Origin of the sequence: Nonomuraea sp. ATR24 (genome assembly GCF_041950485.1) — a bacterium.
GTDB classification, from domain to species: Bacteria; Actinomycetota; Actinomycetes; order Streptosporangiales; family Streptosporangiaceae; genus Nonomuraea; species Nonomuraea ceibae.
In genome coordinates, this window is record NZ_JBGNUU010000001.1 from 209,252 (window position 1) to 232,827 (window position 23,576).

The 23,576-nt window shown below is 75.6% G+C and carries 19 protein-coding genes; 8 read left to right on the plus strand and 11 right to left on the minus strand.

The genetic code is table 11. The annotated features are described in order from the left end of the window. The first annotated feature begins 38 nt into the window (after window positions 1–38). The 3 genes from ACBI99_RS01020 (at window position 39) to ACBI99_RS01030 (ending at window position 2,455) form a co-directional block, all read left to right on the plus strand. On the plus strand, window positions 39–611 hold the full coding sequence (locus ACBI99_RS01020) for a helix-turn-helix domain-containing protein (protein WP_357585522.1): 573 nt from the start codon (window positions 39–41) through the stop codon (window positions 609–611). Next, entirely contained in the window at window positions 608–1,903 is a 1,296-nt protein-coding gene (locus ACBI99_RS01025) for an MFS transporter (RefSeq protein ID WP_375071457.1), read from the plus strand. The genes ACBI99_RS01020 and ACBI99_RS01025 overlap by 4 nt, the downstream gene beginning before the upstream one ends. A gap of 111 nt (window positions 1,904–2,014) precedes the next feature. Then, window positions 2,015–2,455, plus strand: a complete 441-nt coding sequence (locus ACBI99_RS01030) for a VOC family protein (RefSeq protein WP_246646630.1) — start codon at window positions 2,015–2,017, stop codon at window positions 2,453–2,455. Window positions 2,456–2,498: 43 nt separating this feature from the next. Here the strand turns inward: ACBI99_RS01030 and ACBI99_RS01035 are convergent, their stop codons facing one another. The 9 genes from ACBI99_RS01035 to ACBI99_RS01075 form a co-directional block, all read right to left on the minus strand. Next, window positions 2,499–3,671, minus strand: coding sequence for a hypothetical protein (locus tag ACBI99_RS01035; RefSeq protein ID WP_375071458.1), 1,173 nt, complete (start codon window positions 3,669–3,671; stop codon window positions 2,499–2,501). A gap of 11 nt (window positions 3,672–3,682) precedes the next feature. Next, entirely contained in the window at window positions 3,683–5,503 is a 1,821-nt protein-coding gene (locus tag ACBI99_RS01040; protein WP_375071459.1) for a TOMM precursor leader peptide-binding protein, read from the minus strand. Continuing rightward, window positions 5,500–7,311: a hypothetical protein gene (locus tag ACBI99_RS01045; RefSeq protein ID WP_375071460.1), complete on the minus strand. Its 1,812-nt coding sequence runs from the start codon at window positions 7,309–7,311 to the stop codon at window positions 5,500–5,502. The genes ACBI99_RS01040 and ACBI99_RS01045 overlap by 4 nt, the downstream gene beginning before the upstream one ends. Window positions 7,312–7,316: 5 nt before the next feature. Beyond that, window positions 7,317–8,429 carry a hypothetical protein gene (locus ACBI99_RS01050; protein WP_357585514.1) on the minus strand — a complete coding sequence of 371 codons (1,113 nt, stop codon included), beginning with the start codon at window positions 8,427–8,429 and terminating at the stop codon, window positions 7,317–7,319. Further along, the gene (locus ACBI99_RS01055; protein ID WP_375071461.1) at window positions 8,426–10,975 is read right to left on the minus strand and encodes a lantibiotic dehydratase; all 2,550 of its coding nucleotides are present in this window, start codon (window positions 10,973–10,975) and stop codon (window positions 8,426–8,428) included. The genes ACBI99_RS01050 and ACBI99_RS01055 overlap by 4 nt, the downstream gene beginning before the upstream one ends. 59 nt (window positions 10,976–11,034) lie before the next feature. Then, the gene (locus ACBI99_RS01060) at window positions 11,035–11,196 is read right to left on the minus strand and encodes a thiazolylpeptide-type bacteriocin (RefSeq protein WP_219519446.1); all 162 of its coding nucleotides are present in this window, start codon (window positions 11,194–11,196) and stop codon (window positions 11,035–11,037) included. Between the two features lie 23 nt (window positions 11,197–11,219). Beyond that, entirely contained in the window at window positions 11,220–11,381 is a 162-nt protein-coding gene (locus tag ACBI99_RS01065) for a thiazolylpeptide-type bacteriocin (RefSeq protein ID WP_219519441.1), read from the minus strand. Window positions 11,382–11,458: 77 nt separating this feature from the next. Continuing rightward, window positions 11,459–12,250 carry an ABC transporter permease gene (locus ACBI99_RS01070; protein WP_357585510.1) on the minus strand — a complete coding sequence of 264 codons (792 nt, stop codon included), beginning with the start codon at window positions 12,248–12,250 and terminating at the stop codon, window positions 11,459–11,461. Then, on the minus strand, window positions 12,247–13,200 hold the full coding sequence (locus ACBI99_RS01075; protein ID WP_357585508.1) for an ABC transporter ATP-binding protein: 954 nt from the start codon (window positions 13,198–13,200) through the stop codon (window positions 12,247–12,249). Before ACBI99_RS01075 ends, ACBI99_RS01070 begins: the two co-directional genes overlap by 4 nt. A 220-nt stretch (window positions 13,201–13,420) precedes the next feature. Between ACBI99_RS01075 and ACBI99_RS01080 the strand changes: the two genes are divergently transcribed. The 5 genes from ACBI99_RS01080 (at window position 13,421) to ACBI99_RS01100 (ending at window position 19,946) form a co-directional block, all read left to right on the plus strand. Continuing rightward, the gene (locus ACBI99_RS01080) at window positions 13,421–13,597 is read left to right on the plus strand and encodes a thiazolylpeptide-type bacteriocin (protein ID WP_219519431.1); all 177 of its coding nucleotides are present in this window, start codon (window positions 13,421–13,423) and stop codon (window positions 13,595–13,597) included. A gap of 90 nt (window positions 13,598–13,687) precedes the next feature. Then, a complete protein-coding gene (locus tag ACBI99_RS01085) occupies window positions 13,688–14,848 on the plus strand; it encodes a hypothetical protein (RefSeq protein ID WP_375071463.1) in 1,161 nt (386 codons plus the stop codon). Further along, on the plus strand, window positions 14,845–16,422 hold the full coding sequence (locus ACBI99_RS01090) for a hypothetical protein (RefSeq protein ID WP_357585504.1): 1,578 nt from the start codon (window positions 14,845–14,847) through the stop codon (window positions 16,420–16,422). Before ACBI99_RS01085 ends, ACBI99_RS01090 begins: the two co-directional genes overlap by 4 nt. Continuing rightward, window positions 16,422–18,305, plus strand: coding sequence for a TOMM precursor leader peptide-binding protein (locus ACBI99_RS01095; RefSeq protein ID WP_357585502.1), 1,884 nt, complete (start codon window positions 16,422–16,424; stop codon window positions 18,303–18,305). Before ACBI99_RS01090 ends, ACBI99_RS01095 begins: the two co-directional genes overlap by 1 nt. Window positions 18,306–18,323: 18 nt before the next feature. Continuing rightward, window positions 18,324–19,946: a thiopeptide-type bacteriocin biosynthesis protein gene (locus tag ACBI99_RS01100; protein WP_375071464.1), complete on the plus strand. Its 1,623-nt coding sequence runs from the start codon at window positions 18,324–18,326 to the stop codon at window positions 19,944–19,946. Here the strand turns inward: ACBI99_RS01100 and ACBI99_RS01105 are convergent. Then, window positions 19,936–20,445: a hypothetical protein gene (locus tag ACBI99_RS01105; protein ID WP_375071465.1), complete on the minus strand. Its 510-nt coding sequence runs from the start codon at window positions 20,443–20,445 to the stop codon at window positions 19,936–19,938. The two genes, ACBI99_RS01100 and ACBI99_RS01105, sit on opposite strands and share 11 nt — an antisense overlap. 80 nt (window positions 20,446–20,525) lie before the next feature. Continuing rightward, complete coding sequence (locus tag ACBI99_RS01110) at window positions 20,526–23,531, minus strand: BTAD domain-containing putative transcriptional regulator (RefSeq protein WP_375071466.1); 3,006 nt, start codon at window positions 23,529–23,531, stop codon at window positions 20,526–20,528. Between the last annotated feature and the right edge of the window lie 45 nt (window positions 23,532–23,576).

Consider the following 23,576-nt stretch of genomic DNA (forward strand, 5'->3'; position numbering starts at 1 on the left):
TGTTGCACAACACCTCTTGTACATGCAGCTTGACCGGCATGTCCGAATTCCAGCGTGCGATCACGGATGCCCGGGTGCTCGCCGCCATGACGCACCCCGTCCGCCGCCGCCTCCTCGACCTGCTCAAGCTCGACGGCCCCAGCACCGCCAGCGTGCTGGCCGAACAGACCGGGGAGGCCGTCGGCAACGTCAGCCACCACCTGCGCGCCCTGGCCGCCGCCGGCCTCATCGAGGAGGCCCCCGAGCTCGCCCGCGACCGCCGCGAACGCTGGTGGCGCCGCATCGTGCCCACCCTGTCCTGGTCCTCGGCCGACTTCGACGGCGACGCGTCGGGCGAGGCGATCGCGCGGGCCGCCGACTCGCTCAACCTCGACCGCCAGACCGGCCACGTCCGGCGCTGGGCCGACCAGCCGCAGGACGTGCAGGCCCGCTGGCCGCTCGGCCCCTTCTCGGCCGAGGGATGGCTGCGGGTGACGGACGAGGAACTGGCCGAGTTCGCGGCCGAGATCACCGAAGTGATCACCAGGTGGTCCGAGCGGAGCGTGCCCGACGACGGCCGCGAGCGCGCCACCGTGTTCACCTTCGCCCGCGCCGTCCCCGCCCGCCCGTGAACCTCCCGCGCCGGCCCCGCCTGGGGTTGCTGGCGCAGCGCGACTTCCGGCTGCTGTGGATCGGGGAGAGCGCCAGCAGCCTGGGCAGCTCCGTCACCTCCGTCGCGCTGCCGCTGGTCGCGGTCACCGTCCTGGACGCCTCCCCGCTCGCGGTCAGCCTGCTGGCCGCCGCCGCCTGGCTGCCGTGGCTGCTCATCGGCCTGCCCGCCGGGGTCTGGGTGGACCGGCTCCCCCGCCGCCGGGTCATGCTGGCCGCCGACTGGGCGTCGCTGGCCGCCTTCCTCAGCATCCCGGCCGCGGCGCTGCTCGGCGTGCTGACGGTCGGCCACCTGATCGCCGTGGCGCTGGCCGCCGGCACCGCCAAGGTGTTCTTCGCCACCGCCTACCGCGCCTACCTGCCCACCCTGGTCGACGCCCCCGACCTGCTGGAGGCCAACGCCAAGCTCCAGGGCAGCGAGCAGGTGGCGAACCTGGCCGGCCCCGGCGCCGCCGGGCTGCTCGCCCAGGCGTTCTCCGCGATCGGAGGCCTGCTCGTGGACGCGGCCAGCTTCGCCGTCTCCGCGATCTGCCTCATGCGGATCAGACGCGCCGAGACCGTGACCCGCCCGCCGCGGCGGCGGCTGCGCACCGACATCCGCGAGGGCCTGCGCCTGGTCGCCCGCGACCGGCTGCTGCGCGGCAACACCCTGTACGGCTGCGCCGCCAACCTGGCGCTCACCGGCTACCAGTCGCTGATCGTCGTCTTCCTCGTCACCGACCTCGGGCTCGCCCCGGCACAGACCGGCGTCCTGATGGCCGCCACCGGCGTGGGCGGGATCGCCGGAGCGGCACTGGCCAGGCCGCTGGCCGCCAGGCTGGGCAGCGCCAGGGCGGTGCTGGTGGCCAAGGCCGGGCTCGCGCCGTTCGGGCTGCTCATCCCGCTCGCCGACCGGGAGCTGGGCATGGCCCTGTTCGTCACCGGCAGCATCGTCATCGTCGGCGGCATCGTGGCCGGCAACGTGATCTTCTCCGGATTCGTCCAGAGCTACGTGCCCGGCGAGCTGATGGGCCGGGTCACGACCAGCGTCCAGGTGGTCAACTACGGCGCCATCCCGCTCGGCGCGCTGCTGGCCGGCGCACTGGCGGAACTGGCGGGCGTACGGGCCGCGCTGTGGGCGATGCTGGCCGTGTTCGTGGCGAGCGGCGTGATCCTGCTCCTCACGCTGGGCCGCCGCCGCGACCTGCCCACAGGCCGCCTGACCTGGGCCGGAGGAGCGCCGACCTGCGCGGGAAGCGTTACGACCGGCGCGTGACGGGGCACTCCCAGGTCAAAAGCTCGCAGACGATGTCGAGAACGGCCTGGCAGCTCCGTCCCAGGGGCGCATACGGCCACCGCGGCCCGTATCCCACCAAGGAGACCCAGCATGACGATCCAGCGGATGGACAACGTCCTCATCATCGTCGACGATCTCGACGCCGCCGTCGCGTTCTTCGTCGAACTCGGCATGGAACTGGAGGGCAGGGGGCCGATCGGGGGCGCGTGGGTGGAGAACGTGCTCGGCCTCGACGACGTCCAGCAGGAGATCGCGATGCTCCGCACGCCGGACGGTCACGGGCGGATCGAGCTGGGGATGTTCTTCACGCCGAAGGCGATCAGCGCCGAGCCGAAGATCGCGCCGGCGAACACGCTGGGCATCCGCCGCATCATGTTCGCCGTCGACGACATCGAGGACGTCCTGTCCCGGCTGCGCGCCCGCGGCGCCGAGCTCGTCGGCGAGATGGCGCAGTTCGAGGACAGCTACCGGCTCTGCTATGTCCGCGGCCCCGAGGGCATCATCGTCGGCCTGGCCCAGCAACTCAGCTGAGCTCCCGGGCATGAGGGGGTGCGGGCAGGTCGCGCCGGCGCGCTCAAGGCCGTTCCTCCCCTGCCGGGCCTGCCGTGACGGGGGTCAGGTCGTAGTCGAACCAGGTGAAGCGGGGGCGTCCGGCCAGGACCAGGTAGAGGGCGTCGTGCGAGGCGGGAGCCCCGGCGGCGGCCTCCAGCAGCCCCTCCCTGATGGCCCGGACCGGGCGGCAGAACAGGCCGGCCCCCGCCGCGGCCGAGCACACGTGCTGGGCGACCGCGCCGGCCGTCCGCAGGAGGGCGCGGTAGCCGGCAGGCCCGCTCGCCCGCACCGCCGAGCCGACGTCGGCGGCGATGAGCAGCGCGAGGTTGGTCCCGCCGACGTCGAACTGGGTGCGGGGGTAGCTGTAGGCGGCCTGCACGGCGGCCATCGCCGCCCCGGCCCGCCCGGTCACGGGGCTCAGCGGGGCCGGCACGTACCAGCCGTCCGCCAGCCCCGTCACGTTGCGGACCGCCAGGCGGCACCACACCCCGCCACCGGCCGCCGGGGAGCCCGGCGGCGGATCGGCGACCGCGGCGGCGAACGCCCGCGCCGCCTCCCCGGGCAGGGGGCGCGGATCGGCGGAAAGACCCCGGGGACCGAGCCCGGCGCTGCGCCGTGCCCCGCCCGCGACCGCCTGTCCCGGCCTGGCCGGCACGCCGGGAGCCAGGGTGACGCCGGCCGGCCCGTACGCCACGGTGAGCGGCAGCGCCGCGGCGTGCTCGGCCACCGCGGCGGCCAGGTGGCCGGTCTCCAGCTCCGCCAGCGCGTCGGCGAGCTCGCCGTAACCGGGACGGAGCCGTTCCGGCCGCTGCGCCAGGTCCAGCCACACGGTCCCGGCCGGCGCCGGCGGCGCCGCCCCCACCAGCTCGCGCCGGACCGGGTCGAGACGCCACCGCCCCCGCTCCGTCCGCACCCCCACGTCCACCAGGTACGCGGCGCGCGGTGACGGGTAGGCGCGGTGGTCGTTGTACGGGTTGTACGGCTCCCAGCGCTGCGGGGTCAGGGCGGAGACCAGCAGCTCCGCCACGGCCGCGCCGAACTCCCCCCACGCCGCCAGGTCGCGCAGCGGGGTGCGCGTCCCCTCCCCGGCACGGGCGGGCTCACGGTGCACGGCCGCGCCCGGGACCGGGGCCTTGCCCGGCCCGTGCGCGTAGGCGGCGGCCAGCGCCAGGGCAACCTCGTCGTGATGCGCCACGGCGACTCCAGTCACGGGAAGGGATGGGGAAGCACGGGATCGCCGGCGGAACGCGTGGGGCTCCGGCCCAGGCGGTGCGGCACCTCCCACAGCCGGGGCAGGCCGCGGACGCGGCGGTTGCGGTGCCCGAACGTCATGGGGAGCGTGCCGGGCACGACGACCTTCGCCGCGTGCAGGCCGAGACGGTCGCGGATCCGCCGATCACTCTGGTCGACCGCGATCACCTCCAACCCCAGCCCGCGCAGGCGGTCCACGTGGTGGTCGAGGACGGTCCACAGGTCCGTGGCCGTCCCCGGGAGGTCGCCGCCGAGATCCGCCGGGTCCACGGTCCCCGCCTGCCCCGACAGCAGGAATCGGTAGCCCGCCGCGGCCTCGGGCAGGCTGTACAGGGCGACGTGATCGTGCATGGCCCGTACCGAATCCGGGTCCGCCAGCAGGCGCAGGAGGCGTTCGCGGCGGTGGCCGGCGGGAGAGCGGCGGGCGCGGTCGGCCGACGACTCGACGTCCACGGCCAGCTCGGCGGCGGCCGACCGCATCGCGGCGACCGGGTCCGGGTGCGCCCCCGCCGCGAAGAAGGCCGCCGGGGCCGCACCGTCGTCCCGCCACGCGAGCGTGAGCACGACCGGGATGCCCAGGTCGTTGGTCGCGTCGAAGAACAGCAGCTCGTAGCCCAGGCACTCCAGCCGGTCGGACAGGTGGGGCAGCACGGGATCGTCCGGCGGCACGGCGACGCGGCGCAGCGGCGTGCCCGCGTACCAGGCCATCAGGAACGCGTCCCGCTCGGCCACCTCGAACAGGCCGTGCAGCACCGCCTCGGCCAGGCTGTTGCCCAGACCGCACCCGCTGGAGGTCTCCGCCACGAACCGGGGCGTGCCCGGCTTGCGGACCCCCCAGTACGCGACGTGCTCCGGCACCAGGATCGGGGCCGTGCGCGTGCAGGACCAGCCGTCCACCCAGGTGGTGGGCACGCCCGGGGCGTAGGCGGTGAGGCCGCTGCCCGGATCGGCGTAGCAGTCCGGCTCGTGCGGGCCCAGTCGTGCCGGATCGAGTGCCCGGTCCGGGCCCAGCGCCTCGAACGCGGCCTCGGTCACCGGCCGGCCGCTCGCCGCGATCCCGCCGAGCCGCTCCACCGCCTCGAAGAGCGCGACGCGTTCGGACTGGGCGAAGGCTGGGGTGCGGCCGTAGCCTGCCGCGTTCCCGTCCGGGTCGCCCGCCAGGACGGCGGCGACGGTGGCCAGCGGCAGGTGACCGCTCCGGCGCACCGTGGTCACCGGGCCGTAGCGCGCGTCCACCAGGGCCTCGCGCAGCCGGGCGCCGTCGGTCCGCGGGTTCGGCGAGCGCAGCGACCCGGGCGGCACGGCCACGGGCTCCCGGGCGGCCGGCGCGTACGGCTCGGCAGGCCCGCACACCCGGCAGCCCTCCGGCCGCGGCATCACGCGGTGCCGGGTGAGCGAGCCGTGGTCGGTACGGAGCGCGAGGACGACGTCCCCGTGCCGCTCCGGATCGGCCAGCAGCAGCGCGGCCAGCACGGACAGCGTGTCGTGGAAGGCCGGAGCCGCGAGCCCGCCCACCCGCAGCTCCGGCAGCCGTACGGGCACCGCCGCGCCGAACGCCGCCAGCCGCTGCGACTCCGCGCAGGCCACGCAGACGCCCTCCCCCGGCCCCTGCACCGGGCCGGCCAGGGCGAGCGCGCCGTCGAGGAGCACGGGAAGCAGCGGGTGGCGGCGTCCGCGCGCGAGGCGGCCGACCTCTTCCAGGTCCGCGAGCCCGTACCCGCTGATCAGCACGGCCTCGGCCCGGTCGTCGCGCAACTCGCCGATGCCGTTCCTCATGCGACGCTCCCGGCCCGGACGGCGGCGGGCACCTTCGCGGCGGCCGGCGCTGCTACGGCGGCCGGCGCCCTCGCTGCGGGCGGCACCGTCACTGCGGCCAGGCCGGTCGCCGCGAGCAGCGGGCCCAGCGGCGCCGGCTCCGGGCCCGGCACCAGCGCCTCCATCGCCGCCTGGAACCGCTCCTCGCCGTCCCGCGTCCCGGCGGGCCAGAACCAGAAGCGCGTCTCCCACGGCACCGGCGGCTCCTCCGACGGCGACCAGACCGGAGCCGCCCCGCAAGGCACCACCGAGTCGCCGAACTCCCGGCCCGCCGCCCGCGCCTGCGCCGCCGCCGTGGCCGCCAGCAGCGCGAACGCCGCCGCCGTGCCCGCCTCCGGCTCCACCGCCCAGGCGAGGGTACGGCCCGCCGCGCTGACCCGGGCGTGCGCGACCCCCTCGGCGACGCGTACCACCTCGACCTCGGCCGGTACGGCGAACCGCAGCGTGAGCGCCTTCCACCAGCGCCGCGCGGCCGGGTCCGCCGCCCACTCGCCCTCGCCCACCGCGGTGCCCAGGAGATCGGCGAGATCGCGGTGCACGGCCTCGCGCAGGCCGAGGCCGCGCGCGTGCAGCCGGTCGGCGCCCACGACGGTCCCGGCCGGAAGCGCGGACCGCACGGCGGACAGCGCCGCGTGCAGCCGCGCCGACTCCAGGCCGGTGCCGAACCCCACCGCCTCGCCGCACGCCGCCAGGCTCACCGGCACCTGCGGCAGCTCCCCCGCCTCGGGAGGGGCCACCATGCCCAGCTCCGGATCGCCCAGCACTTCGAGCATCGCCGCCGCCCGCTCCCACGGGTCCGCACCGGCAGGCTCGCCGACGGGCCACCGGTGATGCGTGACCGCCAGCGGCTCGGCTTTCGCCACCATGACCGAAAGCCCCCGCCCCACGCCCTCGGGCGAACGGGCCGCCGCCTCCTCCACCGGATCCGGCATACCCGCCACGGCACACAGCAGCCGATGCGCCGCCGCCCCGCCCACCAGCGCCCACAAAACCTCCGGCACCCGCGCCCCACCGGACCCCGCAGCCGGCGTGGCCGCTGGAGCCGGGGTGCTCGGGGTCGGTGGGGGCGCGGTCGCCCCGCCCGGGGCCGACGCACCCGGGGTCGGCGTGGTTGGGGGCGGTGGGGTTTGGGTGGTTAGGAGGGAGGTGGGGCCGTGGAGGAGGCGGTGGCGGATGGCGGCGGGGTCGGGAGCCGGGGTGCCAGGGCTGGTCGGCGGCAGGGCGTAACCGGCTTCCGGGAGGCAGCCGGCCCTTACCGTCACCGGGGGGCCGGAGGGTGGGGTGGCGGTCAGTTCGAGGTCGGCGGGGGTCGCGCCCGGGAGGGTGGCCGGGTGGCAGCCGGCGGCGGCGAGGGCGCGGGCGGCCGCCTCGGCCAGGGGGCCGCCGCCGCGGACCGCGTAGGCGGCCCCCGACAGGCGCTCCCAGGCGCGCGCCGGGTCGGCGGCGGCGGACTCCAGCCAGGCGGCCACCCGGGCGGGCGGCAGCCCGGGCCCCGGGCTCCCCCAGCCGGGCGGCACCTCGACGAGCATGTCGTGCTCGCGGAGCTGGGCGATGATGAGCTCCAGCGCCTTGGCGACCGGCTCGGGCAGCCCGGCGGGAGCGGTCAGCTCGGCGGCGGGCACCCCGTCGGCGAGCAGGACGGACAGGCGTTCCCACAGCCGCCACAGCCCGGCGCCGCCTTCGGCGGTGAAGCTGGAGGTCCAGCCGCGTACGTGCAGGCCGGTGGGGGTGGGGGTGGCGTGGACGACGGGGCGCAGGCGGAGTAGCATCGGCCTCATCCCGTCTCGCCGAGCTGGGCGCGCCACGTGGTGCCGTTGAGCTCCTGCACGGCGGCGGCGACCATGCTCGCCGCCAGGTAGCGCTCGACGGGCGTGACGTCGCACACGGCCAGGAGCTGGTACAGCACGTTGGTGCCGAACCGGTAGACGGCGAACGCGCGGGCGAGCTCCGGCCGGGAGAAGTCGACGACCCGCAGGGCGCGGTGGTAGTCGCTGAGGGCGGTGCGTTCGGCGGGGTTCCAGCGCCGCGCGGTGTCGGGGTCGCCGAGCCTGGCCGCCTGCTCGGTGTAGCCGCGGCTGAGCTCCACGGCCAGGCTGCCGCCGTCGAAGGCGGGTTCGGCCAGGAGGCGGGCGGTGATGGTCCAGTGCTGCCAGGCGGCTTCCACCTGGTCGGTCGGGTGACCGTCGGCCACGCGGCCGACGAGTTCGAGCACCTGGGTACGGTTGCGCGTCCAGCCCGCCTCGAACGCGCGGCGCAGCCGCCCGTCGGGGTCGTGGTGGAACAGGAAGTCCTCGACGTGGGAGAGGAAGGAGTGGTAGCCGAGCGCCTGGCCGCGGGGGTAGCGGGCGGCGTGGACGGCCATGGCGGTCACCGCGAGCTCGATGCGTCCCGCCGCGCTGTCGCCGGTTCCGGCCAGCCGGTCGAGGGAGTGTTCCAGCGCCGGGAGCCCGGCTTCGAGGGAGTCGGCGCGCAGCCGTACCGATGCGGCCGAGCCGAGCAGGGCGGCGACGCGGCCGGTCTCGGCGGGGCCGACGGTGACGGTGTTGTCGGCGTGGATGGGCTCGTACGGCGGGGGGACCAGCTCCAGGAGCCCCGCCTTGCGCGCGTGGGAGAGGAGTTCGGGGGCGCCGGGCGAGCCGGTGGAGGGGTGCAGGCGCAGGTGTTCGCGCAGCCGTGCGGCGAGCTGGTCCGCCGCGGCGGCGACGGGCCCGTCGGGGCCGCGCAGCCGGACCCGTACGTGGGGGCCGTGCAGCCAGTGGCGTTCCAGGTGGCCGCGCACGCCGGGGCGGGCGGCGAGGGCGGCGCGGAGCCCGGGGATGACCGCCGCCCTGACCAGCGGCGCCTTGACCGGGTCGTGGTAGTAGCAGACGACGTCGAGCTCGGTCACTGTGGTCTCCAGCAGGTCTCGATGATGAGCTCGGTCACCGGCTCGCCGTCGCCCGCCGCGCCCGGGACGGGCAGCGCCTCGACGAAGGCCGGCTCCTGGGGGTATCGGGCCAGGTAGGTGGGCAGGCACCGCAGGTGCAGGGCGTTGCCGAGGTCGACGTACTGCGGCTTGGCGGCGCGCAGCCTGCGCAGGAAGCCCTCCAGGGAGGCGGCGCTCCCCCCGGCTTCGAGGAAGACGTGCTCGGGCAGGTCGTGCCGGGCTCGCAGGTGCGCGGCGGCGACGGCGGGGTGCTCGGCCGTCCACTGCTCGCGCAGCCGCGCCGCCGCGTCGTCGTCGAAGGCCCAGCGGCGGCGGTTGAGCACGATGCCGTCGTAGGTGAGGCGTCCGCTCGCGGTCACGCCGTCCACGGTGCGTTTGGTGACGAACCTGGTCAGCGAGGGGAACCCGCAGCTCAGGTCGCCGGTCAGCGGAGCAGTCCGGTACGGGAGCACGAACGGGACGAGGAAGCCCAGGTAGAGCACGCTGACCTCGCGGCCGGAGCCGCGATGCCGGATGCGGACCAGGCCGGTGTGCTCGTCGTGGACCATCTCCAGGTCGTCGAGGGTGAGGCCGGCCCAGCGCGGGTCCTCGCCCACCTCCTCGGGCAGCACCATCGGGTGCAGGTTGGCGTTGAACCCCATCAGCGGCCGGAACTGGGCGACGTCCTCGCCGAGGAGGTGGCGCAGCCAGCCGGCCACGGCGGTGGCCGCGGAGGGGTCCAGGTGGGGCAGGAACCGGCTGGTGAAGCGGGCGAATCCCGCGTAGACGTGGTTGATCGCCAGGCCGCCGGGGAGGGGCTGGGCGAAGAAGGAGTAGGAGGCGGGGCGGGCCCGCGCCCAGCCGGGCAGCAGGTCGCGCGCGGCCGTGACGGCTTCCTCGGGGATGACGACGTCGGCCGCGTCCGGGCCGTTGGCGGCGGCGATGATCTCGGCCACGATCTCGCGGGCGCTCCGCAGGTCCTCCGGCACGCGCCGCTCGCGGGGGTCGCCTTGGAGGAGGTCGCGCCAGACCTCCGACATCATGGCCGCGCCGGCGGTCATCGGGGCGCGTCCGCCGGCGCCGTGGCGGGCGGTGAACGTGTCGGCGACCAGCCGCCGGATGGCCAGGTGGTGGTCGTACAGCATGACGAGCGGGGTGAGCCGGGTGAGGGCCGGGACCTGGTCGCGCCCGTGGCGGGCGCGCAGGCTCAGCGGGCCGGGCAGCGTGACGTCCTCGGTGAGCACGGGCGCACCGGTCAGGTCGGCGCCGGCCCGCTCCCCGAGGAGCCGCCAGTCGTCGGCGAGGGCTTCTAGCCTGTCGCGCCTGCTCGCGGGGGGCAGGCCGGTGAAGGAGCGGGTGGCGTCCCGGATGGCGGTGAGGCGCGCGGCCACGTCCGTCAGGTCCTGCTCGCGGCACCAGCGGGCAAGGGAGCGCAGGATGTCGGGATCCTGGACGTGTACGGGCCAGACCGGGACGAGGAGTCCCATCTCGGCCATCTTCCGCACGTAGCGGGTGGCGATCGCGTCGGCGTCGGCGCTCTGGATGTGGACGGCCAGCGCGGCGGCCAGCTCCCCGGGGGTCAGGCCGTCCGGCGTGTCGCGCAGCCGTTCGATCAGGAAGCGGATGGGCCCGGTCAGGCCGACGTCGACGAGCTCTTCCGTGGTGCCGTAGAGGTGGCTGGAGTCGGGGAGCGGCACGTCGCGGTGGAAGAGCACCCGGTCGCCGTCCTCCCGCAGGCCGGGCGCGAGGCGGTGCGGGCACTGCGCCTGGCCGAGCAGGGCGGCCATCAGCCGGGTGACGAGCACCCGGTTGGCCTGCACGGCGGCAGCGGGCCCAACGGCGGGCACAGCGGGGCGCGGGTCCGGGGCCGTGTCCCACCAGCCCAGGCCGACCAGCGTGTACCAGGAGAGCGGGCTGGTCTTGGAGGTGGCGCGGAGGGCGTACCGCAGGACGGTCGGCTCGGCCTTGCGCGCCCGCTTGTCGGGCCGGCCTTGGCGGGCGGCCGTCCTGTCCACGCCGTGGAGCAGGTCACGGCCGGTGAGCGTGACGGCCAGGCGGAGCGGCTCGGCCCGGCACAGGTCCGAGAGCACGGCGCGTTCGGCGGCCAGCGCGTCCTCCCAGGGGCCGTCCGGCGCGGCGAGCAGGCCGCTCAGGGTCTTGCGGTCGCGGACGGCGTCCAGCCAGGCCGCCAGCCCGGCGACCCGGCCGGGCAGGTCGCCGAGCTCACGCAGCAGCGACTCGCGCGGGACGCGGCCGTTGTGCACGTCGCGGCGCAGCGGCAGGACGACGCCGCGGTGGAAGGCGGCCGGGTGGCCGGGCAGGCTGGCGGCCAGCGCGTCGGCCAGGGCGGGCGCGGCGGAGGCGGCGCTGCGCAGCGCCTCGGTCAGCGCGCGCACCGCGGCGCGGAAGGGCTCGGCCGCCGCGGGCCGTTCGGGGTAGGGCAGGGCGGCGCGCCTGACCACGGCGAAGGGCGCGGCCTCGAACTGTCCCGCGCCCACTGCTACGGGGTTCTCGACAGTGCTGGTCATCGATGTTTCCTCGTTCGCGGGTGACCTCCCGGCCGCCGTGAGACGGCCGGGAGGATGACCTACCTCGGGTTGATCGAGCAGCAGGAGCTGCACGAGTCCGTCAGGTAGGAGCAGCTCACGGCCGATGCGCCGGTGTCGGGCACCGCGAAGCCGTCGCGCATGGTGGTGACGGACAGCTCGTTCAGGTCGAGGTCCTCGACCTGGAAGGAGAGGCTGGACATGGGCGGGGTTCCCTTCTGGGCGGTCACTGAGGCTCGGTGCAGCAGCAGCACGAGGACGAGGACATCCAGGAGATGCAGCTCGACGAGGACGCGCCGGTGTCGGGCAGCGCGACGCCGTCACGCACGGTCGTCACCGAGAGCTCGTCCAGGGCCAGGTCTTCGACATCGAAGGCCAGTGCGTTCATGGGGGGGTTTCTCCCTTTTCATCAATGGTTCCGTGCTGTTCGGATGCGGTTCTGCGGAGTGGGACGGGCCTCCCTTCTCAATCGACGGCACGGCGGCCGAAGCCGCGCATGCCCGCCTCGGCCGCCACCGCGCCGGCGACGGCCAGGACCAGAAGGCAGAGCCACAGCGGGATGTGCGGGATCCGCGGCACCATCACCGCGCGCATCCCCTCGCTGACGTACGTGAGCGGATTGACCGCGCACACGATCTGGAACCACGGCACGCGGTCCAGGCCGGGCCACGGGAACTGGGTGGCGCCGGTGAACATCAGCGGTGTGAGCACCACCGTGAAGACGACGTTGATCCCGCGCGGGGAGACCGCCGTGCCCACGACCATGCCGACGGCCGAGCCGACGAAGGCGCCGAGCGCCATCACGGCGAGCGCGGGCAGGAGGGACGCGGGCGCCAGTGTGGCGTCCGGCAGGATCAGCAGGCCGAGCGGGATCATCACGGCGCCGGCCACGACACCGCGGATCGTGCCGAACACGATCTTCTCCATCGCCACCAGCCGGGTCGGCAGGGGCGACAGGAGCCGGTCCTCGATCTCCCTGCTGAAGGAGAAGTCGAGGGTGAGCGGCAGGGCGGTGTTCTGCAGCCCGCCGACGAAGGCGTTCAGGGCGATGACGCCAGGCAGCAGGACGTCGCCGAACCCGCCGCCGACGTAGCCGAGGTCGGCCAGCACCTTGCCGAAGACGAACAGGATGAACAGCGGCTGGAGCAGGACCTGCGCCAAGAAGGCCGGCAGCTCCCGGCCGGTGACCACGAGGTCGCGGCCGAGCACGGCGGCGAAGGCGCGCGCGGTGGGCGGGCGCTCGTCGAGGACGCTCATCGCAGCTCCCGTCCGGTTAGGCGGAGGAAGACGTCCTCCAGGCCGAGCCGGGCCACGTCCAGGCCGGTCAGCGCGATGCCGTGCCCGGCGAGCGCCTTGAGCACGGCGGGCAGGACCTCGCCCGGCTCGCGGGAGGTGTAGAGCCTGACGCGCCCGCCGGGCATCGCCTCGACCCGTTCGACGGTCTCGACGGCCGTCAGCGCCGCGTCCACGTCCTGGGCCGGGGCCCGGCCGGGCTCGAACGAGAGCGTGAGCGTGGTGCTGCCCGGCAGCTCGCGGACCAGGGCGGCGGGGGCGTCCAGGGCCAGCAGCCGGCCCCGGTCCACGATGGCGACCCGGTCGCAGAGCTTGGCCGCCTCCTCCATCTGGTGGGTGGTGAGGACGACGGTGACGCCCCGCTCCTTGAGCTCCCGTACGCAGGCGTGGACGAAGATGCGCGACTGCGGGTCCAGCCCGGTGGACGGCTCGTCCAGGAAGAGCACCCGCGGCTCGTGCATCAGCGCCCGCGCGATCATGACGCGCTGGGCCTGGCCGCCCGACACGTTGTCGAGCCGGTCGTCGCCGCGCTCCGCGAGCCCCATGCGCTCCAGCAGCTCGCCGGCGCGCCGCCGCCGCTCGGCCCGCCGCACGCCGTGGTAGGCGGCGTGGAAGAGCAGGTTCTGGCGGATGCTGAGCGACCGGTCCAGGTTGTTGCGCTGGGGGACGACGCCGAGCAGCCGCCGGACCCGGGTGGGCTCCTTCGCCACGTCCACGCCGCCGACTCTCGCCAGGCCGCCCGTCGGGCGCATCCGGGTGGTCAGCACGCCGACGGTCGTGGTCTTGCCCGCGCCGTTGGGCCCGAGCACGCCGAACACCTCGCCGGAATTCACGCGGAAGCTGAGCGAGTCGACCGCGGGCTGCGGCGCGCCCGGGTATTTCTTGGTGAGATTCTCGACCTCTACGGCATTCATGTGCCCGCCCATGCCAGTCAGGTTCCCGATGAAAACGGCTGCAGCGTATTCACGGTCAATTCGCAGCGTCAAGACGGCAATTCCGGCGATTTATCGGCCTTTACTTCGCGCGGCCGGGTCGTGTCAATACCGCCTTTCTCCTGTCAGGCGGCGGCCGGCCGGGCCCACCCATACTGCGGATGTCGTTTCGGCCCACCGTGACGCGGAGGAGGTGAAGAACATGTCCGTGACCACCCGGTTCGACCTCGCTGACCTGGACCTGAGCGGGCTCCAGGTGACGGTGATGCGTGACGCCGTGGCCGTGCCCGAGGGCGGGGCCACGTCCGGCTCGTCGAGCAGCGACTCCAGCTCGACCTGCGGGTCGTCGTCGTGCTGCTCGTCCGTCGAGCAGCAGTAGTTTTCCGCATCGTCCTGCGGCCGGGCGCTTTTCCATCGGCGCCTGGCCGCACGGGCGCCATTGTTCGCAACGACTCAGTGGAGCGCACACATGATCGACGTCGTGTGCCATTATTTCGACCCGGAAAAGGCGCCGTTGCTGCGCCGCCATTTCATTCCGCTGGCGCGTTCGCTGTCCGCCGGGGGATTCGCCGTCCACCTCGACCGCCACTGGCTGAACGGGCCGCACGTCCTGCTGCGGTTCGAGCCCGGGGCGGGGGCCGAGGCGGCGGCGGAGCGGGCGGCCGACGCGTGCCGCCGCCACCTGGCGGAGCACCCCTCCACCGTGGCCGTGGACGAGGCGGCGCTGCTCGCGGAGGCGGAGGCGGCCGGTCGGGCCGAGCTCGTCCCCGGGCCCTACACGCCGATCCGGCCGGACAACACCGTCCTGGTGCGCGAGGCCGACCTCGGCGCGCTGACGGCGCTGCTGGGCTCCCCGCAGGCGGTGGCCGGACGCTGTGCGCTGCTCGCGCTGGGGCTCGACGCCGTGGCCGGCTCCCTGAGCTACCTTGCCGACCGGGGTGACACCGCCGGCGCCAGGATCGCGGTCGCCCTGGCCGCGATGACCGCCCACAGCGCGAACTACCCGGCCGGGCTCGGCCGGGGCTACCAGTCGTTCCTGTCGCACGTCGAGGACTTCCTCGCCCACGACGACCCGGGCGGGACGCTGCGGGCCGCCTTCGACCGGCACTGGTCGGCGCACGGGCCCGGCGTGAGCGCCATCGTCCGCGCCGCCGCCGCCCCCGACCCCGCAGTGGCCGCCCTTGACCACGCTGACCCCGCCCCCGACCCCGCCGAGCCCGTGCCCGATGACCTGCGGGCGCTGGCGGCGAGCTGGCGGGACTGGTCGGCGGCCGCCTGGCGGCACGCGGACGCCACGCTGGACACCGGGGCGCTGATCGGCAGCCGCAACGGCCACGCGGCGGTCGCGGCCGGGTTCGGCGGCGAGACGGAGATCCGCTGGGACTTCTCCCGCCGCCGCTTCAGCGACTACCACGAGCTGCTCAACCGGTCGAACTTCCCCCGGATCGCGGTCAGCCGGGAGTTCGGCCTGTACCGGTTCGCCACGAACGTGCTCTACCGGCTGCTCGCCCTGTGCGATCTGCGGCCCGTGGAGCGCTACCTGGCGGCCTACCTGTTCAGCCGGGCCGTGGAGGAGATCAACGGGATGAGCTGGCGTGAGCTCCTGGAGCCCGTGGTGAGGTCCCGGTGAACGGCTCGCCGGACGCCGCCGTGCTGCGGCTCAGGCCGGTCGTGCGGGCCAGCCGCCTGCCGGACGGCATCCACCTGCGGGCCTGGGGCACGTCGGTGAGCCTGGAGGGCGCGGCGGGCCTGTGGCCACTGTGGGAGCACCTGCGCCCGCTCTTGGAGGCGGGGGTGACGGATGCGGGCCTGGACGCCCTCTGCCCGGACCCGGGCACCCGCCGCGCCGCGGGCGTGCTCGTCGGTCAGCTCCAGGAGAACGACCTGCTGGTACGGGTCGCGCCCGGCGAGCCGGCGCCCCCTGCCGTGCGGTCCTGGCTGGAGTCGGCGGCGCCCGATCCCGACGCCGCCTGGGCCGCCCTGCGCGACCTGTGGGTGAGCGTGGACGGCGAGGGCCCCGTCGCCGACGCCGCCCTGGCCGCGCTCGCCCGCTGCCGTATGTCGGCGCACCGGACCACCCGCCCCGGCGTCCCACCGGGCCACCTGCGGCTGCGGGCCGCCGGTCTCGCGGTCCACGCCGGTCACCTGCCCGGCGCCGGCTTCATCACGTACCCGATCGAATCCGGCGAGCCCGCACAGACGGACGGCGCCACAGGGACGGTCGGTGCGCTGGTGGGGGTGGTGGCCGAGCGGCTGGGGCGGCTGCCGGCGCGAGCCTGGACGCCCGCGGCGGCGGAGCTGCTCGCGGCGGCGGCCGTCGACCGGCTGCTGCGTGCCTGCGCGGGCCTGCCCGGCAGGCCCGGGGAGATCCTCCTGGTACGTCCCGGGCAGCTCACCGCCGCGTACCGCCCCTGGCCGCCCGCCGATCCCGCGCCCCGCGCCCGGCGGATCACGCTGGAGGAGGCGCTGCGCCGCGCCGGGCTGGTCACGGACCCGGAGCTCGGCCTGCTCCCGGAGGTCCGCGTCGACGGCCTGGCGCAGTTGCCGGTCTCGATGGCCGTCTGCGACGTGCCCGGGCTGCCGGTCGCCGGGATCGGCCCGACCGTGGAGGCCGCGCGCCTGGAGGCGGTCCGGGCGGCGGCGCAGGCGCGTCTCGGCGCCGACCCGGCCGTGGCGGCGGTGGGCGCCGACGAGCTGCACGCCCGGGGCGTCCTGCTCAGGCACCGCGCGGACCGGGCGGCCGGGCGCGTGCGGCCGGGTGACTGCGTGACGCACGACCCGATCGCCGCGCACTGGTGGCGGACGCTGGCGGAACGGCTGCGCGAGCCCGTCCGGCTCCAGGTCCGCGACCTCGGCGGCGCCTGGCACGCGGAGATCCACGACACCGGCGGCGACCGCCTGGCGTGGGCGGTGGAGCTGGAGCGCGACAGCGCGGTGGCGATGGCGGCGCTCGCCGCGGCCGGCGCGTCGTACGCGGGCCCGTCGATGCGGGCGGCGGCCGTCTGCGGCGCCCTGCCCCCGCCCGACATCACCGGCGAGGAGATGGACGAGGACCTGGGCCGCTGGCTGTGGCCGGCCCCGATCTCCCGGGACGAGGAGGCGCTGCAGGAGGTGCTGAGCCGGGTGACCGGCTGCCGCCCCCGCCTCGACGACTCCGACACCGACCTGGCGGCGGCGGGGTTCCAGATCTGGCGAGGAGAGTGATGAACGTGAACGAAGCGGCGCGGCTGCTCCGGGAGGCGCTGGCCGGGGCCGCGCTGACCGTCCGCGACGGCGACGGCCTGTCCGCCGGGGAGACCGCCGTCGTGGTGCTGGACTCCTGGACCCTCGCTTCCGTCACGGAGCTGGCGGCGCGGGCCAGGGCGGCGGGCGCGACCGTGCTGCCGGTGCGCTGCGACGGCGGCCTGGTGCTCGTCGGGCCGCTGGCCGGGCCGGCCGCCACGGGCTGCCTGGCCTGCGCGGAACGCGCGCGGCTGGACGCGCTGCCGGGCCGCGTCCCGGCGGGCGCGCCGCAGACGATGGGCGGCACGGTGCCCCCGCAGGCCGCCGGGCTGGTGGCGGCGCTGGCCTCCGACGTCGTCACGGCGGGGACGACCGGCGTGCTGTGGGCGCTGCGCGGGGAGGACCTGGAGGTCTCGGCGCATCGGGTGCTGCCGTTCGGCGGCTGCGCGGTGTGCGCCCCGCTGCCGGCGGACGCCCCCAGGCCGGTCGGCGCCGGGCGCCATCCGGTCTCCGGGTCCTCGCTGCGTGAGGACAATCCGCGCACCGAGACGGCCGCCCAGCTCCGTGACGCCCTGGTGGACTGGCGGCTCGGCCCCGTCCTGCGGCTGTATCGCTGGGAGGCCCGCACCCTGCCGCTGGCCAGCGCCCAGCTACCGGGCAGCGCGGGCCTGATCGGCACCGGCTACGGCAGGGCGGAGGACTTCGCCGAGGCCGAGCGGGTGGCGCTGTTCGAGGCGGTCGAGCGCCTGACCGGCATGCGCCCGCGCGGCGTCCGCCCCCACGTGTACGCGACCCGCGCCGAGCTCGACCCGGCCGTAGCGCTGGACCCGGCCCTGCTGGGCCTGCACGAGCCCGAGCTGGAACGCCACCCGGACTTCCTCCTGGAGCCGTACTCGCCGGACAACCCGGTGCACTGGGTGTACGGCTGGTCGCTGACGCACTCCCGCGACAGGCTCATCCCCGAGCAGCTCGTCTACTGGGACTCACGCGGCTGGTTCGACGGCCGCAGGCAGCGGATGCTCTACGACTCCTCCAACGGCTGCGGGCTCGGCTCCAGCCAGGCCGAGGCCGTGCTGCACGGCCTGTTCGAGGTGGCCGAGCGCGACGCCTTCCTGATGGCGTGGCACGCGCGCACGCCGCTGCGCCGCATCGCGCCGCCCGCGGACGACCCGGAGCTCGGCCGTCTCATCGACCGGCTGGGCAGCATGGGCCACGACCTGCTGCTGTTCGACGCCTCCAACGACTTCGGCGTGCCCGTGGTGCTCAGCATGACGCGCCGCCGCGTCCCCGACCCGCGCCTGCCCGACGCACTGTTCGCGGCCGGGGCGAACCGGCACCCGGTCCAGGCCATGCGCTCGGCCGCGACCGAGGTGTACATCAACGTCCGGAACAAGGCCGACAGCCGGATCGCCGCGTTCGACCGGGACCGGCTGCTGCCCATGATCGACGATCCGTTCCTCGTGCGCACCCTCGACGACCACGTCTTCATGAACGCGCTCGACGAGGCGCGCGACCGGTACGAGTTCCTGCTCGGCGGCGACTCGGCCGCGCCGTGGCGCGAGCTGTGGCCCGAGCCCCCGCCCTGCCGCGATCTGGGCGCCTACCTGGAGGAGTGGGTGGACCGGCTGGCCTCGGCGGGCCTGGAGGTGATCGCCGCGGACCAGTCGGAGCCGGTCACGCGCGAACGGCTCGGGCTGCACGCCGCCAAGGTGATCGTGCCGGGCTCCCTGCCCATGACGTTCGGTCACGTCTACCGGCGCACCAGGAACCTGCCCCGGCTCCTGGAGGTGCCCGCCCGGCTGGGCCGGCTGCCCGCGCCCGCCCGTTACGAGGACCTGCCGTTCCATCCGCACCCCTTCCCCTGAGCCGAGGTGGACCCGCCGATGACCACGCCCGCTGTCGACCTCTGGACGAGCCTGCACTGCTTCCTGCACTGGGACGCGGAGCGCAACGACGCCTTCCTCACCGGCTCGGCCGGCCCGCTGCTCGACAGCCTGCGCGCCGACGGCCTGCTGGAGGACTGGTTCTTCATCAGGTACGGGGAGGGCGGCCCGCACCTGCGCGTGCGCGCCCGCGCCGTCGCCGACCCCGAGGGGCTGCGGCAGGCGCTCGCCTCGCTCGTCGGCGACGCCGGCTTCCCGGGCGCCGAGTTCCCGGGCGCTGAGGGCTGGACCCCGCACGGGACGGTGGCCGAGATCGCCTACGAGCCCGAGACCGAGCGCTACGGCGGGGCGGAGGCGATCTCCGTGGCCGAGGAGGTCTTCTGCCGCTCCAGCGAGATCGTCCTGGAGGCGCTGCGAGGCTCCCCGCCCTCGCGGATGAACACCGCGCTCCCGCTGATGTACGCGACCGCGCTCGGCCTGGGCCTGGACGAGCGCGCCTGCGCGGCATGGCTGAGAAGGCACGCCGCGGCCTGGCGGCTGGCCGTCGACACGCCCAAGCTGCCCCCGGCCGTCCCGCTGGCCCGCGCCGAGGCCATGCTCGCCCGGCAGCGGGACAAGGTGCTGGGCGTGCTGGCCGGCACCCGCGCCGCGGTGCGCGACGGCGACGGGCTCGCCGCCCGCTGGGCTCAGGTGGTCGCGCGGGCGGACGCCGAGCTGGCGGACCGGGGCGTCACGGCCGGGCGCCGCCTGGCGGTGTGGGCCTCGCAACTGCACATGCTGTGCAACCGGCTGGGCGTGCAACCGGACGAGGAACGGGCGCTGTGCTGGGTGGTCGCCGGCGCGCTGGCCCCCGAGGCCGGGCTGGACCAGCGCTACCTGGAAACCTCGAAGTACCCGCCCGGGCAACTGCCCGAGCTGGGCGACGACGAGCGTGGCGAGCCAGCCGCCGACCATCCGGGCTGGCGGGCCACCACGGTGGCGCTGTCCCCGGGTCCCGCCCTGGACATGCCGCTCGGCCGGGCGTTGCGGGAGCGCCGCTCCTGCCGCCACTACACCGGCCCGGTCGCCGCCGCCACGCTGGGCGCCCTCCTGCGCGAGGCGTTCGGCGGGCCGGCGCGGCCCGGCACCGGCGGCTGGGCCACGCGCAACTTCCCCAGCGCGGGCAGCAAGTACGCCGTGCGGCTGCGGCTCATCGCCTGGTCCGTCGACGGCCTGGCGCCGGGCACGTACGGCGTGGGCGGGCAGGGGGACCGCCTGCACCGGTACGCGGACGCGCCCGGCCAGGCGGAGGCGGCGGCCACGTCCATGTGGTTCACCACCGGCCACCCCGAGCGGCACCCGCTGCTGGTCGACCTGACCCGGGTGCCCGCCCTGCTGGCGCTCACCGTGCACACCGACGCGCTCCGGGCGAAGTACGGGCTGCGCGCCCTGCGCTTCGCGCTGCTGGAGGCCGGGCACGTCGCCCAGAACCTGGCCCTGGCCGCGACCGGCCTCGGGCTGGGCACGATCCCCGTCGGCGGCTTCTACGACGATCTGGCGCACGAGCTGTTCGCGGTGGACGGGGTCACCGAGGTCGCGCTCTACCTGCTCCCGCTGGGCGTCCCGGACGAGGTCAGCCGATGAGCCCGTCCTCCCTGGCCCGGGTGGCGAGGTCCAGTTTGGTGTAGGCGTTCCGGCCGCAGTCGGCGTACTTCTGCTTGATCCTCTCCAGGTACTTCTTGGCCGTCGCGGGCCGGATGCCGGCCCGCCGGGCGGCGGCGGCGAGGGTCAGCCCGGAGGCGTAGCCGAGCAGGACCGCCCGCTCCTGGCCGGACAGCCTCGGCCCGGCGGACGCCATCGCGCGGATGGCGGCGGCGAGCCGGCCCCCCGGCGGCCCGCCGTCGCCCAGGGGCAGGACCAGCCGTCCCTCCTCCCGGAGCAGGCGTACGGTCTCCGCGCCGCCGGGCGGGCCGCTGGCCGCGGCGTGGACCACGACGACGTGGGCCGGGACGCTCTCGGCGCGGCGCAGCTCCTCCAGGGAGCCGGCGCGGGTCAGCAGGCACAGGCCGGGATCGGCCGCCAGCGAGGTCATGGCCGCGACGAGCGTGCCGGGATCGTCGATCACAAGAGACACCGAGATCATACGAAGCTCCATACGTGTCCTGACAAATCCTTGTCACACGGTAGGAGCCCGGATTGGACGGGGACTGGACGGCGAATGGATCACCCCGGCCCGGACACGCTCTCGCCGAGCTTCGCCAGCTCGCCCGCCTCGCTGAGGTTGCCCATGCGCCGGAACAGGCTCTCCGCCTCCCGCCAGGCCGCCAGGGCCGCGCCGGACTCCCCGAGCAGGGCGTGCGCGTGCCCGAGCGCCTTCAGCACCATCGCCTGAAGGTGCAGCACCCCGTGGCCGCGGAAGACCTCCAGCGCGACCAGCAGCGCGTCCCGTGCCTGCCCGGCGTGCCCCTCCAGCAGGTCGCGGGTGGCCTTGCCGCGCCGCACCAGGGCGAGCGCGAACTCGCCGCCCATGTCCGTGGCGAGCGCCTCCGCCTGGTCGAGGTAGCCCGCGGCGTCGGGCCTGCCGAGCAGCACCCCGCTCTCGCCGAGCACGAGCAGGGCCAGCAGCTCCTTCACCCGCACGCCGAGCAGCCGGGCGAGCCTCAGCATCTCCAGCAGCAGGTGCCGGGACTCCTCGGTCCGGCCCTGGTAGAAGCGGACCATCCCGAGCGAGCGCAGCGCCATCAGCCGCAACCGGCTGAGCCGGCGACCCTCGGTCCGCTCCAGCACGCGCTCCAGGTGGTGGGAGGCGAGCTCCAGCTTGCCCTGCTCGCGGTAGATGAAGCCGAGCGCGGAGTGGAGGAAGTCCAGTTCGGCGTCGTGCCCGAGAGTCACGGCCAGCGCCTCGGCCCGCCGGAGCTGCTCCAGCCCCTCCTCGCCCAGCCCGCCGGCGACCAGGGCGGTGCCCAGCAGGACCTGCGCGTCGACCTCCCCGTGCCGGTCGCCCACCTTCCTGAACAGCCGCAAGGACAGCTCGGCGTGCTCGCGCATGACCTGCGGTCGCACCACGGGCAGGCACGACAGGTAGGCGAGGCTGCGGGCCAGGACCGCCCGCCCGCGCGGCTCCGGCTCGCACGCGGACAGCGCCACGGTGTGCACGGCGCGCCACTCGGTGAGCAGGTCACGCATCTCGTAGAAGCCGACGCAGGCTTCGGCGAGGTTCCAGCAGAGGTCGGGGTGGCCGTCGTCGGCGCACTGCGCGATCGCCGCCGCCAGGTTGGCGCGTTCGCTCTGGAACCAGCGCACGGGGTCGGCGAGCATGGCCTCCGCCCTGCCTCCCGGCAGCCGCCTGCGCGGCGCCTCGCCCTGGAGCGGGAGCAGCGTCCGGTAGGCGAGCAGCCGGTCGGCGTCCTCGGCGAGCGCGAGCCAGGTGGCGAAGGCGCGCCGCCGCGCGGCCCGGCGGTCCTCGGCGCTGTCCTCCGCCTCGGTGCGCTCCCTGGCGTACAGCCGGATCAGGTCGTGCATGCGGTAGCGCGACTCGCCCGTCTCGTCCTCACCGGCCACGGTCACCAGGTGGGCGTCCACGAGCAGGTCGAGGATCTTCGCCGTCTCGCCCGGCGGCGCGTCGAGGAGGGTCGCGAGCACCCAGTCGGCGAAGTCGGGCACGTCCAGCAGCCCGAGCAGCCGGAACCCGCGCCGCGCGGCGGCCGGCAGCGAGGCGTAGCTGAGCCGGAAGGACGCGCGCACGGCCAGGTCTCCTGCGGCGAGCTGGTCGAGCCGGCGCCGCTCGTCGCCCAGCTCCCGGTGGAACCGGCCCAGGCTGAGCCGGGGCTGGGCGGCGATCCGGGCGCCGGTCACCCGGACCGCGAGCGGGATGTGGCCGCACGCCTCCACGATCGCCCGGGCGGTCGCCTGGTCGGTCCGGACCCTGGACTCGCCGACCAGGTGGATGAGCAGGTCGAGCGCCTCCTGAGGGTGGAAGACGTCCAGGTCGACGTGGTGGCCGCCGCTCAGGCCGCGCAGCCTGGACCTGCTGGTGACGACGGTCGCGCAGGTGGGCGCGCCGGGCAGGAGCGGGCGCACCTGCGCCTCGCCGAGGGCGTTGTCCAGCACGACGAGCACCCGGCGGCCCGCCAGGCGGCTGCGGTAGAGCGTCGCGCGCTCGTCCAGCTCGGCGGGGATCACCGAGCCGTCCACGCCCAGCGCGAGCAGCATGCGGTTCAGCACGGACGCGGGGTCCACCGCGTTGCCGTCGGTCCCGTGCAGGTCCACGTACAGCTGGCCGTCGGGGTGGCTCTCGCGCAGCCGGTGACCGGCGTGCACGGCCAGCGTGGTCTTGCCGACCCCGCCCATGCCGGTGATGACGACCAGCGGCATCGCGGTCCGCTCCCCCGGGCCGAGCATGCGGGTCAGCGCCGACACCTGTTCCAGCCGGCCGCTGAAGTCGCTGATGTCGGGAGGGAGCTGGGCGGGCGCGGGGAGCCGGGCGGGGCCGGGCGGGGCGGCCGGCTCGTCGTGGAGCGCCGTGGCGTGGACCGCGGTCAGCTCGGGGCCGGGGCGGACGCCGAGCTCCCGCTCCAGGCGCCGGCTGATCTCCCGGTAGTGCAGCAGGGCGTCGGTGCGCCGGCCGCCTTCGAGGCAGAGCCGGATGAGGACGCTGTGGACGCGCTCGTCCAGCGGCAGCATGCGGGCGATGTCCTCGGCGAACGGCAGGAGGTCGGCCGCCCTGCCCTCGCGCACGGCCACGCCGGCGAAGCGGCCGAGCGCGTCGACCAGCTCCCCCGCCAGGCTGGTCAGCCGGGGATGCCCGGCCAGCAGGGGCAGCTCGGCCAGGGGTTCGCCCCGCCAGAGCGCCAGCGCCCGCGCCACCTGGTCGTAGCCGGCCGGGTGCGCGGCGAGCTCACGGAACCGCGCCACGTCGACCTCGACCAGGCCCGGGTCCAGGGCGTAGCCGTCGCCGACCCGGGGCAGCAGCGGGCTGGACGCCCGGCTGGCCCGATCGGGCTCCAGCGCGTGGCGTAATCGTTTGACGTAGGTCTGGACGACGTTGACGGCGCTCGCCGGGACCTCCTCGCCCCACAGGGTGCCCGCCAGCTCCTGGATCCGCACCGGCCTGCCCTCGGCGAGGACGAGGCTGGCGAGCACGCAGCGCTGCCGGGTGGAGCCCAGATCGACGGGGACCCCCGCTCTCGAGGCGACGAGGGGTCCGAGGATCGCCATCCGTAGAGTCACGCCAGGCAAGTATGGCGGCCCGGCACCGGAGATCCAATGCCTGGG